6 protein-coding genes are annotated in these 14,005 nt (G+C 41.6%); all 6 read right to left on the bottom strand.

Annotated elements, in window-relative coordinates; all coding sequences use genetic code 11:
- Nucleotides 1-62: 62 nt before the first annotated feature.
- Nucleotides 63-797: a GNAT family N-acetyltransferase gene (locus PN499_RS04045; protein ID WP_272030416.1), complete on the bottom strand. Its 735-nt coding sequence runs from the start codon at nucleotides 795-797 to the stop codon at nucleotides 63-65.
- A gap of 92 nt (nucleotides 798-889) precedes the next feature.
- Nucleotides 890-1,327, bottom strand: coding sequence for a hypothetical protein (locus PN499_RS04050; protein WP_272030417.1), 438 nt, complete (start codon nucleotides 1,325-1,327; stop codon nucleotides 890-892).
- Entirely contained in the window at nucleotides 1,299-2,366 is a 1,068-nt protein-coding gene (locus PN499_RS04055) for a DUF3050 domain-containing protein (protein WP_272030418.1), read from the bottom strand. Before PN499_RS04055 ends, PN499_RS04050 begins: the two co-directional genes overlap by 29 nt.
- A gap of 63 nt (nucleotides 2,367-2,429) precedes the next feature.
- Nucleotides 2,430-2,597, bottom strand: a complete 168-nt coding sequence (locus PN499_RS04060) for a hypothetical protein (protein WP_272030419.1) — start codon at nucleotides 2,595-2,597, stop codon at nucleotides 2,430-2,432.
- Between the two features lie 123 nt (nucleotides 2,598-2,720).
- The gene (locus PN499_RS04065; protein WP_272030420.1) at nucleotides 2,721-3,335 is read right to left on the bottom strand and encodes an amidase domain-containing protein; all 615 of its coding nucleotides are present in this window, start codon (nucleotides 3,333-3,335) and stop codon (nucleotides 2,721-2,723) included.
- On the bottom strand, nucleotides 3,311-13,684 hold the full coding sequence (locus PN499_RS04070; protein ID WP_272030421.1) for a S8 family serine peptidase: 10,374 nt from the start codon (nucleotides 13,682-13,684) through the stop codon (nucleotides 3,311-3,313). The genes PN499_RS04065 and PN499_RS04070 overlap by 25 nt, the downstream gene beginning before the upstream one ends.
- Nucleotides 13,685-14,005: the final 321 nt, after the last annotated feature.

The following is a 14,005-nucleotide window of genomic DNA, read 5'->3' on the forward strand; positions in this document are numbered from 1 at the left end:
CTTGAATCCTTCTCGATCATAACAAGTAAAAACACTTACATTCGGTAAATTTAATAAAATATCTAAGTGAAGATCCATTGCTCGCAACCTAGTAAAATGTAGTATCTGATACATTTTACCACAGGATGCCGAAAGAGCCGAGCGCGTAGAGGAATGGCACTGGGTTCTGGTAATTGTACTTCTGAAAGTTCGGGATGTGGGGGGTGTAAATTGGGTAATTGAGCGTCTGCGGGGATGTCGTAGTGGCGGGTATATTGGACAGCGGCTTTGACAAAACCGAGGCGTTCTAAGAGGGTATGAATGCCTGTTTGTTCGGCTGAAACTAGGACATCAATATCTGTAACTTTTAAGGTTTCTGCGTGTTCAATTCCGGCTTCAATTAGTTGTTTGATATTTTGCGGTTGTCGGTGATTTGGTTGCACGTAAAGTCCGAGGACTGAACCGACGCGACGGGGTATAAAAGGGTTGTTTTGATCTTGTTCTTGTCGCAGGTATTCGGGTAAGTTTGGGGGTGGTGCTTCGTCGTAGGTGTATGCGAAGAAAATGCCGACTATAGTTTTAGTTTCGGTGCTGTTGGGGTCGATGTATTCTAGCACTAAGCAGAAAGAGTTAGGTTTGTCCAACTGATAGGCTACGTATTCTTCAAAGTCATAATTTGGTTTGATGGTCATCGAGGGGTCAGCGGATTCTCTTTCTTCAGCGAAGGCTGCCATTAGGGGGGCGATCGCTTTTGCGTCTTCTAGGGTAGCTTGGCGGTGGTTGTATGGCTTGGTTGTGAGGATTTGTGCGGTGTTCATTTCGGTTATTCCTTGATTGATTGTGGGAATTAGGTGGTTCTATTGATGTATTGGTAAAATCTCTGGGATTTTTATGCAGATTTAATAAAACTTTATATTTTACCTGCATTGTGGCTGGAGGATTTTGTGAGAGCAACTTTCTCACCAAGCATAATACATGAGCTGGGAGGGGGCGATCGGTTGTTCTTTTTGGCGGACAATAGCCAATATGCGATCGTCATAAGACAAGACTCCTTTTTTGAGATTAAATAGAGCGCGATCGCGTGGGATAAAGAAACCGGGTTTCTTAACAAATATTTCGGTGGGGATGCAAAAGTTGTTGTAGAAACCCGGTTTCTGGGAAAGGCGATCGCTTCTGGGATAGGTAAGGCCGCTTCAGTGCTTTGCCCCCACGAGTGGAGAATTTGAGATAAGGGGCGATCGCCTATTAGTTGGTAGGGGCAATCCAGGAGCGTAGGCGTTTCGCCTGGGGGCTTGGCATCGCCCTTATTTTCGATCGAACTACTTTTGAATCGACTGATTGATGCCATCCCACAAACAATGGCGTGATTTCAGAGCATTATTAGCAGCATTTAGAGCTTGCATCCATTTTAGAGAGTCATTGCCACAAATATTTCTCAATAGTTTTTGCCCCATTGGTGCGTGTTGCTCTTCATCAATATGGGTATGTCTTTCCAGGTAAAAACGAAAGGAATTGCAGGGAATACCTTGAGAATCTTCTAGTTTGGTAAGGATTTGTTTAAACATCTTGGGAATCACATCCTCTCTACCTAATAGAAAAACCGCCGCAACCTCGTGAGTCAATCCGCTTGCTGCTTTCAAAGTGGTTAATACAAAACTTTTAGTAGATTCGGGAATCGGCAGATTGGCCAGAGCTTCGTTAGCAGGAAAACCTTGTTGAATCGCAGCAATAAAACTCCGAATTGGTTCGCTATCTGCACCAACCTCTTCCATCGCAGCTAGGTAGAGATGGAAGTGACTTGTATAATAACCAGGAGCAATTTCATCTGTTTCTTCTACCAAAACTATTTCATTAACTAATCGCGCTGAATGGATATCTATTGGAGGAACCCAAGGTAATTCGATACAAGTTAATCGACGTTGCAGCGTTTTGAGAAGTGTCATAAAATCCCAGACAGCAAAAACATGAGATTTCATAAAGAATTGCAGAGATTTCAAGTCATGGACTTGCTGATAAATTGAGTGAGTGAGCAGTGCATTGCGGGGAGTGGAGGTTTGTTCTAATAACTGAATGTATGGATCTAATGTTTCTGAAAGCTGATGGTAATTCACAAATATTACTCCAGAGTATTGTTGGCAATTTTTTAGGATTACACCCCAATTTTTAATAAGCGATCGTTTATTACTTGGTAGGGAAATACTGGAACGTAGGCGGCAACGCCCGATCCGCTTGGCATCGCCCCGATACCTGTTGATTGGGTTCATGCGATCGCTCTCCGGGTAGGTTGGAGAAAGAGAGGGGCGTGAGGGGGCGATCGCTTGGGAAAAGGTAAAGGCGATCGCACTTCTGAGAAGTTTTACAAAGAGTTTGAAGTGGCGATCGCACATCTTTTGCAAAGCTGCGATCGCACTTTAATCTGAACTTGGGTAATTGGCAAATAAATCATCGGCTTATACCTCTTTTATGGGTGATAAGTTGAAGGAATTAGGATGCAAAGGTTTCTGTTTGTTGAATTTCTTGGTAAGCGCGATCGCGTAGGGTGTCGGAGGCGGATCGCGACTCACTGGTAAAAGGGAGTGGGAGTTTTTGATTTGTTGCAGGATGTTTTGAGAAGACATAATTACCTCTGAGTTTTTGATGAGATTTTCGGGGTGGTGTGAGTGCGATCACTCTTTGGGTAGGTTGGAAAAATAGATGGGTTTGTGAGGAGCGCTCGCTCGTCAAACACAAGTTAAATATGCCTACCTCTTGCTTACCTGTTCAGATGGAGGAATTACATGAAGTAAATCTTTGACTAGATTGATAGGAACTTCTCTAATTCCATCAGAGGAGTGATTAGCAGCCATTGGGATTGGTTTACCATTCTTCAAGATGGTATTGCCCTGTTTATCTACCTTGTATCCAACAAACAAAGCAACATGATCGGCTCTTGGATCTTTATTTTCCTGAAATGAAATTACATCTCCAGGTTGGAGTTTTGAGAAATCATTGACTTTGACAGCTAGGTGTTTATCTTGAAGATAAGTAACAAACCTGTCTGCAACTCTATACTCAGGAGGAAGTGTAGCATCCCAGTGAAATCCTGGTATTATTGTTATATCAACTCCTCCAGGGCTAGGGAATGGATCTGGTTGCCATTTCTCAGGCAATACTCCTCCTGCTATCAAACATTGAGCAACATAGTTTGTACAGTCCGCCCCAACAGAGATAGTTTTTCCAAGTATTTGAATATCTCGTCCTAGAATGGGATATGTCTCATTGCGAGTATTGAGATACAACTTGGCGTAGTCAAGAGCTAGTTCTCGATCATATATCCCTGGCTTTGGATCTCTTAAGTTAGAGTATTCTTTCGACAACCATAGAGTCTGTGGTATTGAGTACGAGTGACGGTATTTAAGTTATGAGTGTCAGACTGTTGTAGGTTTTGCAAATACTGTTGTCGCCAATCAGCTTTAGCAATAACAGCATCAATCTGTTCCCAAGTTTCCCACTTAACACCATCAACAGATTGGCGCACATAAATCTGGTTATCAAAGCCTCGATAAGACTGAATGAATTTGCCATCAACTACATCTTGAACGATATCGCTTATGGTAGAACCAAGAGACTCCCAATTCTGCCACTGCGTACCATTAACAGCAGTACGAGAGTAGATTTTATTATCGGAATTGCGAACGGTAAATACTAAGTTTTTCCCGACAACATCCATTGAGTAGTCAGTTGTCATCGCACCACCAATAGGGAACCAGCTTCCCCAATTCACTCCATCGGTGCTAGAGCGTCCCCAAATTTGATTGTCTGTACCGCGTATTGATTGGAACAGTTTATTATCAACAACTGCCGTCTTGATGCTATCGAAATTAGTGCCGCCACCTGTATGTAACCACTGTGTCCAAGTTTTGCCACCATCGGTGGAGTTACGAACATAAATCAGGTTATCTTGACCTCGACGGGATTCTACTAATTTGTCGCCAAAATTAATCTGATTGATGGGCGTATCGTCATAATTAGTTGCATCTTCCCATTCTTGACGCACTTCGGCAGCTTTCGCTTCACTAGCTGCTTGTTTTGCTGCTAAATCATTGAATTTTGCTAATAATTCTTGGACTTTTTCGCCATAAGTAGCTAAAGCTGGATTGCCATTAGCTCGATCGATTAAAGATTCTGCAATTGGTAAGACTTCCTGAGTGGCAAATGCGATCGCGTCTGGCTGTTTTTTGTCAAATTTCTCTTTAGCTGCTTGCAGTTTTTGAGCTAAGTTAGTAAATTCGGCAAGTTGTTGCGACTCAGCACCATATCGAATCGCAATAGGAGCAATTTCTTCCCACAATTTCGCATCTTGCTCAATCCGCAGCTTAATTTTATCAATTGCATCCTCAGTAGAAGTAAAAGCAGTATCCAATTCATCAGCGCGATTTTCCACCACACCCAGAGTCGTAATCCCATTTTCCAAATCAGTGTGAATGCGATTATAATTCCCATCCTGTTCTGCCAAATTATCATTAATATAGGCAATCAATTCATCAACCGAATTCGACAACTCCTGTTGCTGTGTAACCAGTTCCTTTGTCTGCTGATTCCCTGCTAAAAACTGCTCCGTCCAATTCGTTACACCCAGACGCAAATCTTGATTAATTTGGTCTGCCAATAATATATGATCTAAAACTGTCCCAGATTTAATGGCCGCATCAGCCGCATTTTCAGAGTTCAATTGAGACTGCAAAGATTCCAATCGTCCATCATTACTCTCAAGCTTTTGGCGAATTTCTAACTCTTGCTTTTGACGCAAAGGTGTCAATGCTTCTGTTGCCTGTTTCAACAAGTCTTCTAACTCATTAGCATTACTCTGATTTGATGCTTTCAAATCTTCCAAATTGCCTAATTGTGTCTTAGCTTGATTAATCAGATTTGTCAGAGCTTGCTGGCTAACATCATCTTGAGTATTAGCTAATTCTTGCTCCCAATTAGCAATCTGTTGATTTTGATCATCAATTTGATTTCCTAAGTCCTCACCCACATTGTTTAATTGTTCTAAATGGGTATTGACTTGTGGCTCTACTTGTGTAGCAAAGAAATCAACATCGGATTCAGAAGCCAACATACCAAAGCCAATCAATTGACGCAAAGCAGTCGAATGTAATTCCGTTGTTTGCGATAGTTGAGACGCTAAATTTTGCGTGGTAGTCGTTGCGCTTTGGATAATTTGCGTCTGTTTATTTTCTTGAACTTGTAGCAGTTCTAATCCTTTAGTAACAGTGTTAATTTCTCCTTGAATTGTGGTGATTTTTGACTCTATTTGAGGAATGCTTTGTCCCAAACCAGCTAACTCCGATCGCTTCTGAGCGATATCAGTTTCTTGTTGAGATATCTTTTGATTAAGTTCGTTAATTTTTGTCAGCGTTTCTTCTCGTTGTTGCCATCCACGATTACGCAAATCTGCGACAAACGAAGCTTGCTGCAAATTAGCACGATAGGCATCAGCTTGAGCAGCATTATAAATGTAGGAACCGCCATTCCATTGCCATATCTGTTGGCGATGTGCCTCAGACAAATTCAAATAATACCGCTCCAATTCTACAAAAGAATTCTCATGGTCAATTAAGCTTTGTAGCAGTAAAGTTTGATTCCCTAGTTGCAGTTTTGTAAATTCCAGAGATTTTTGGGTATCGGTAATCGTTTCTTGGAGAGATTTTACCTGCTCTAAAGTTGCCTGAGAATCCTTTAATTGTTGTTGTAAAAATGCTAGGCGATCGCGGTCTGGTTGTCCAGCTTTACGAATATCTAACAAAGTTTGAGTTGCTATCGCTAGTGCCTGATTCGTTTCTTGCCAAGACTGCCAATTTTGCTGATATTTTTCCTCTAAAACTCCCGCTTTGTTGAGCAAATCTAAGCGACTTTGCAGGCGATTTACTTCGGCTTCTATTTGCTCAAAGTATTGATCGGTAAGTTCAATTTCCCGATATTTTTCAATCAGCTTTTGTTCGAGATCGGATTTTTGTTGATTCAATTGTGCCAGTTGTGTAATTAAATCCTCTAGCTGCTGTTGTTGATTACCGAGTTGAATATTTAAACCGTTTAATTGGTTCTGAGTTTGGTTGATTTGAGATTGCAGATTGTTAACTTGCTGAGTAATTTCTTGTAGTTTTTGTTGCTGTTGTTGGAGTTGAGATTGCTGGTTAGCAAGTTGAGAATTTAATACGTTTTGTTCCTGAGTTAAAGATTGTTGCTGTTGTTGTAAAGTAGCAATTTGTTGCTGATTTGCAACAATTTGAGGCTGTAAAGTAGCAGTCACTTGTACTGCATTAACTTGTGCTGTATCTCGCTGTTGTGCGTAGGAATTAGCAGCCGCTTGGTAATTATTTCGATAGATTGCAGCTTGTGGATTAGGAAGACGACCCTCACGCCACCCCCAAGTTACATAATGTTGCCAACCACTTTGAAGCCATCTCATCGAGACATGATATGCTACATCAGGATTATATGCTAGATAAGCAGCTTCATTAAATACACCAATCTGACTATTCCAGTAATTAGCTGCATTTTGATTAGCTTGCCGTTGCTGTTCCAATGAATTAACAACAGCATTCGCTTGGTTAATTTGATTCTGATAACCTTGCGCTACAGACTGCTGTTGCTGAATCTCAGAATTATTAGCAACAATTTGATTTTGAAGATTACTAATCTCAGATTGAGTAGCAGTAATTACCTCCTCTTGTTGCTTGATTTCTGCCGAATTTTGCGCTAAAGAATCTTGGGTTTGTGTTAGCTGATTTTCCAGGTTATTTAAAGTGCCTTGAGTTTGCGCGATCGCACTTTCCGTCCCCGCAATCTGTTGCTCTTTCGCTGCAATTTCTCCCTCTTTCCCAGGAATGAGATTATCTTGCAAATTAGCTTTCTGTAAACCCAACTCCCGATATTCCCGATTCAGCTTATCCAACTCTTCCTGAGTGTGGGTGTCTTCAGCTTTAGCACTAGCAAGACGTTGAGGCAAATTATCAAAACCTTCTAAGAAATTCTCCCCACTTCCCTCCATTAATTTCAGCTTTTCAATCTTAGCTGTAGGATTAATAGAAGCTGATGCAGTTTCCAATTCCTTAATCAGACCAGAAATTGCTAATCTTTCAGGAGAATCCGCGATCGCAAGTGCCAACTGATCATGCTGTAACTTCGCCCAATCTAACTCCTGATTAATCTTCGCCAAATGGTCATTCCAATAATTAAGTTGTTGACCCAAACTATCACTAGGTGTTTGCAGCATTAAATTAGCTAGTTGCTGCATTACTGACTGGACATTTAGCTTTTCTGTTTCTAATTGTTCCACAGTTTTTTGAACCGCCGTCAACCGTTCTCGATATGGCAACAAGAAACCAGCCGTTTCCAAGAAATTCTGTAAATCCTTCTGTGCCTCAGCGCGTTTTGTTTGAATTGCTTCTACTTCTGTCTGCGTTGCCTTCAAGCGATTTTCTGTTAAATCAGTCGCCTGTTGTTGCGTGGGAATCTTCTGATTTTCCAGCTTTTGTAACTGTTCTTCAGCTTGCAAAATTTGTAGATTCAGCGTTTCTAACTTTTGCTGTTGTACAGGTGTATGTAACGCGAGTAAATCTTTCTCCGCTTGCAAACGCAATTCATCAGCAGTAATTTCATACTTAATTCCCTGTTGCAAAACAGGCCAATCTTGCACTCTTTCTGAAAGTTTACGTACCTGTTCTTGCAGCGCAGTGACTTGTTGCTGAGATTGAGAAGCTAACTGTTGATAAACATCCCGTTCCTGTGCCGCTTGATTTGCTAATTGTTGCGCTTGATCGCGGGGAGCAATATATTCAGGATAATGCACCCATCCATACACAGGTTCCGTGTTGTTTCCAGAGCGTCCTGTGCGTCGAGTTCCTACCTGTTGCCAACGGTTAATTTGACTATTATTCCAATCAGCGCTGCTTTGATTTTGTACCCGTCGCGCCTCGGCTAAACTTGCCAATTTTTGATAATTGTTAGCAACATTTTCCTGCTCAGATAACTGTTGTTTCAGCAGTTCCAAAACGGTATTCGCATCATTAGTATTGCCATTTACGAAATTCAGATTTTGTTGGTCATTGAGGAATTGTGCATATTGAGTTAAAGCAGCATTTTGTTGCTCTGCTTGTTCAGCTAACTGTTGAAAAGCTTGGACATTTTGACGAGAAATTTCCCCTTGTAATTGCAATTGAGTTTTCTGTTTTAATAAATTAGGATCGCTCCCCCATCCCCAAACTTGATTTGTCCTCCCGCAAGGACCACTTGTAGATCCTATGACTTGCCAACGAGGAGTAGAAACAATACTATTAGCAGCATTATTGTAACGTATTACTTCTGCGTTTTGAACATTTGCCTGTTCGCGGAAATTAGAGGCAGATTGTTGTTCATTATTGGCAGCATTTTGCCAAGGTTGAGGATTAATTTGTAAATTATCATCAACATCAGCAAAGGGATTAGTTAATTTAGCTTGTGCCTTCGCTAAATCAGATTCTGCTACTCCAATTTGCTTTTGAATATCAGCCAACATTTGTTGAGTTTCTGTCTCCAAGGCTGATTTTTGTTGCCCCAAAGCTGCTAATTGCTCTTGTAATTCTTTCTGCTGTTGTAACAGAGTTTGCAATCGCGCTTTTTCAATTTGATAATGTTGGGTTGCTAAGGCTAGAGCTTCTGCCCATTGTTGCGCTTGCGCCGTAGTAATTCCCGCGTCCGTACTAACTTGTTGATATTCGTCTAAAGCAGCAGCAATTTTCTGTTTTACTTCTGCATATAAATCGGCTAAAGTGAAAGCTGGATTGCCCAAATCAGCTAAAATTTGCCACTGTTCAAATAAACTTTCTTGAGTCTTTTGGAGCAGCGCGATCGCTTCTTCTGTGTTATCTCCAGCGGCTCTAGCAAGGGCTTGAGCACGCCCTTCCCCACTAAAAGCAGACGGAGTAAAATCAATAGATTTAACTTCTAATAAATCCGGCTCAATTAACTGCGCCCTGCCAATCGCCTCCTTAAGATTAATCAACCCAAAACCCGTTGTTTCATCCCATCCCGGTGCATTCAAATCCGCCGCACTATCTATTAATAATTGCTTAACTTGTTGGAAACTTAAATCTGGATTTGCTGCCCAAACTAATGATGCTGCGGCGCTGACATAAGCGGTGGCTCTGGAAGTACCAACAAAGGCATGAGCGTCATCTTGCCAACTGCCTCCAGGAGCCATCAAAGTTAACCCTTTCCCATAAGCCGAATAATCGGTTTTTGACTCAAATTGATTCACCGCACCGACGGTAATAATATTGTCAAATTTCTGACTAGCTGTACCTAATGCCGACATGACACCGCCAGTATTTCCAGATGCTACCATCAGCAATACATTATTCTCCCGCGCATAGTGAATGGCTTGCTGTTCTACGGAAGTTAATTCATAGCGGGTGGTGATGCCAATATCATCTGATTGAGATAGGTCAAAACTGAGGTTAACAATGGCGTGTTTTTCCCCAGCCAGCTTAACTCGATCGACAAATTTTACCAGTTGTTCTGCCCAATTTCCTCCAATGACATTAAATTGGTCATAGTTCGCCAATGGGTTAACCGAAGCAAAGGCATTGGTGACTTTCTCGATGTGATTTCCTTCGCTGAAATCAATAAATCCTACTTTGGGTTGTTTGGCATTTTCTGGCAGTAGATAAACCGCTCGATCTGCATTCAGCAGGAAGCTATCTAATAGAGTCGAGTCAGGATTGCTTAAGGCTTCTCCTAATGGGACATTTAAGCCAAATTCTGCCGCTAGTTCTGGGCTTTGTAAAAGTTGCTGAATGGTGCCAACTTTATTACTGTCTAAGCCAAAGTTTTTGAGGGTTTCTGGATTCGCTAAAAGTTGAATCAGTTGGGGATTTTTTTCTAAGGTTCCGGTGAGAATATTCAAGGCAGTTGCGCTTTCCTCACTACTTAAAGCCGCGATTAATCCCTCTGGGTTGTTGGCGATCGCACTGGTTAAATCAGTCAGCGCATTATTGAGTGCTGCAACTGATGATTGTTCCAAGTAATAATTAGTCACAGAAAACTTGGTATCTACTGACTTACCCGTAGCATCAATTGCCCGAATTATAACGTCTTTCACCCCAGATTGAGCCAACCCGGTAAGCTGTAATTGTCCTCCGGTTAATTTCAGGTTAACAGAATCACTGGAACCGCCAATAATTTCATAAGTTAAGCTATTACCAGCAAAAATTTGGTCTAAATCAATATTAGTTGAAGGTTGCCCAGGAGTGAGGGTAACATCGGCCAAGGGTTGCACAGTAATTGGTGCTGTTACTGATGATATCGGCTGCGCTTCTGTGGCTTTTGCCAGCCAAACTGCTGCCTCGGTGTTCGCTATCCCCGCACCTGTCAAATTATCCCAATTTGGCTGACCCAAATCGGTGGCAGTGCGCTTGACAATATCAATAACTTGTGTGTAATTAAGCTGGGGATTTACTGCCCAAACTTGGGCAATTGTATCGGTGACTTTGGCTGAAGCAACTGTGGTACTCGATGAGTTGTCATTGCTGACTTCCGCTACAATATCTAAACTGCTACCGCTGCCAGAATTTGGTGATACGGCGAATCCTTTTGAGATAGCAACTGAGTCATTAACTCGTTCTGCTGCCCCTACGGTAATGATATTATTAAATTCTTTTGATGCTTCAGCCAGGGGAGAAATTTTCCCCGGTGTGTCGCCAACTGGTACGATTACTAAGACCTTATTTTCTAGTGCGTATAATAAGGCGGCTTTTTCTTCAATCGTTAGTGAAGTTATCCCGGTATCATTGCCGCTATTCTGAGTTTTTGTTAAGTCAATATTCAGGTTGACTACACCATTTTGCTGCCCGGATTTGACGGCAGTATTGACAAATTCAACTAAGGCTGATGCCCAGTTTTGGGGCTGGTTATCGCTGGGGGCGATCGCGCCAATTAAAGGCTGAGTTCCCTGATTGGATTCCGGTGCTAATATTTCCAGTTTGGGAATCGATGGAACGGGAATTGTGGGGATTATTTCCCCGGTAAAAATATCAATTGGATTGCTGAGTGTTGCCGGAACTACTGGGGAAAATGGCTGATTATTTGCCAGGGATTTTTCCGCTAATTCCAAGAGTTTCTGGGGAATTTCTTGTCCCAGAGATCGCATAATATCGAAGGATTCAATCAGTTGCTTGGCATCGGCGATAGATAATAATTGATCCGGGGGAATTTCCGGCGAAACCGTCTCAGTTTTTTCTGAGGGTATGGAGTCGGTATTATTGCTATCTGATAAGGGCGATCGTGGGGGGATTGCCCCTACAATTTCTTCGTTATTGCTATTGGGTTCTCCAATATTTTCTGGATTCCCAGACTCAGGATCGACTGGATCGGATGTCTCTAAAAAATCGGGATTAACATAAGTTTTAGCATAAGCAATTAAAGCTTTGCCTAAATCAGCGCCGCGCCAATCTTTTTCGGGAGCCACAACCTCATCCATCAGCGCCGCTTTTCCAATAGCGCCGCGCACCTGAAAAATCAAGTCATTATAATCGCGGTCAGTCCACTCATCAGCACGCATATCTTCCATAACGAAGGTATTTCCTTCACCAGTAACATCGGCAATTTGACCGACATGAAAAGCTTCGTTAGGATTGGCCGTAGTCATAGAAAATAAAGGGCGTGTGCTACCACTTACCATCGGATTTTCTGCTACTTCCTCTACCCTATTATTGGGTATTAACATGATGCCAAAGCTGCTCCCTGGACGCAGCTTAAAAGACTTCACTGCTTTGTATTCGCCGCTATTATAGTGTGTTTCCCCCAGTACACCGATAAAGCGAGCACCTTCAGCTAGATCGTCAATTGCAATGTAACCTAACTCGGAATTACTAGCAGCACGAATGGCTGATTCTTTGATAAACTCTGGAGAACCTGGTTGGTATTTTTCCATCCCTTCCAGGCTAAAAATTGCCAATTGACCCTGATACCAGCCACCGTCATAAAGAAAGTCGATGCCGACTTCTCCACTCGCTCCAACGGTGAAAACTCCCGATTTAAAAGCTTCTACTTCTTCTGGTTTAACAGGTGCAATACTTGGCGCGATCCCATCTTCCCTGTCATCTTTTATACTAGAATCGCTGCTAGTTAAATTTTCCCACTCTGGCTGTTTCTTAGCTATATCTTCTGAGCTTTCTTTAGACTCCACTTGAGCTGTGATATCGGCTGTATTTTTTGCATCACTTACCTGATTAGATGATGTAACTAACGGTTCTTTCGTCTCAGCTAGTTCATCTCCCGTTGAATTAGGGATAGAGATCAGATCTGTTGTAGTATTTTCGCTTGGCTTGGTAGTTAAGCTAGGAGTTTCTTCAAATGCGATCGCAGTTGAAGAACTATTTTCAATTGGCTTATTTTTTGTTTCAATTTTTGTCAAATTTAAAGGAGTAGTAAGTGGCTTTTTTGCACTTTCCTCACTGATATCGCTCGTGGTTGTAGGTAAAATTTGGTCTTTTGGTAATAAATTTTCAGCAAGAGTAGAACTTACATCTAACTCCAGTAATTTATCCGTTAGTGATTCCGCGATTGCTTCTTCTACACCGAGTAAGTTCTCTTCTTTTGTAGTCAAAAGCTCTGTTACAGATGGCTTGTGATTCGTCTCAGAGAGAATTTGCTGTTCCTCAGTATAACTTTTATTCTCTAATCTTTCAGTGAAGTTAACAGCCACAACTTCATCTGGTTGAAGGGTTGGTTTTATCTCCTCTTCTACTGAAGAATTTGCGGGTATTGATGCCTCTGTTTTAACTTTTTCATTCTTCTCATCTGCTGCTACTGTATTCGGAGTAATTGCCGCTTTTGTCTCGGATGACTCCACTTTGTCTTCTAATAGCACAGGAGAATTTGTTTCCTCTACCTGCGATTTTTCAAGGTTCTCAGCTAGCGATAACTCACCACCAAATTTTTGATTTTCCTCGATTTTTATTGGCATTAATTCAGCGCTATTTGGTAAGGTATCTTCTGGAGATAGCTTAACAGAAGAATCACTACCAGCCGTTTCAATTATGGATGCCTCTGTTTGAACTTTTTCATTCTTCTCATCTGCTACTGTATTTGGAGTAATTGCCGCTTTTGTCTCGGATAACTCCACTTTCTCTTCTAGTATAACAAGAGAATTTGCTTCCTCTACCTGGGATTTTTGCAGGTTAGCTGCCGACGATACCTCACCCTCAAATTTTTGATTTTCCTCAATTTTTATTGGCTTTAATTCAGCGCTATTCAGTAACGTATTTTCTGGAGATAGCTTAACAGAAGAATCACTGCCAGCCGTTCCAATTAATGTATCTCCCGGTTCTCCCCCAAGAAGACCTTGAAGCTCACTATTCTCTACCTTACCGATTAGTAAATCGTCATCAGTTATCCTATCAATGCTGGTAATTTTCTCTGTTGCACTAAGGGAACTGCTGTAACTTTTGGATAGTTGAGAATCGGGTTCTATGGCAAGTAAATCGGCGGAATTTTCAGGTTTATCTAACTCTTGATTTTGGTCAATAGTGAGAACTTCACTGACAGACGGAAGTGGAATATTGTTGACTAAACCTAAAACGTTTTCCGTGAGTTTGGGGTCACTAGAAATAATGCCAGAAGGCAAGTTACTACTCTGAGAATCAAGTAAAGAGATTGTCTGTTGATTGTATATATCTGGCATTTTTTTATCCTCCCTAAGAGTCATTAAGGCAAAAAAAAGTAATATTGTCCTATCAGAGAGGCATCTATGCTCCCCGGTTCTTGTATTCAATTGAGTTCAGATGTGCCTCTAGTTATATATCTAGTTTTTATTTCTGTTTTTATGCAATTTGCAAAAACTTTTTTTCACAGGACTTACACACTTGACGGGGTGACAACCCCGTCAACTCCCCCACCAGTAGCGGATTTACCCAACCTGAGCTAAAAAAAGATGGGGTCGAAATTGTTAAGTGGCCCCATCTGTTAATTATGTTTCCTCAATTTTACCAGAACCATCTAGAAA

It is taken from the genome of Kamptonema animale CS-326, assembly GCF_028330895.1.
Taxonomy (GTDB): Bacteria; Cyanobacteriota; Cyanobacteriia; order Cyanobacteriales; family Microcoleaceae; genus Kamptonema; species Kamptonema formosum.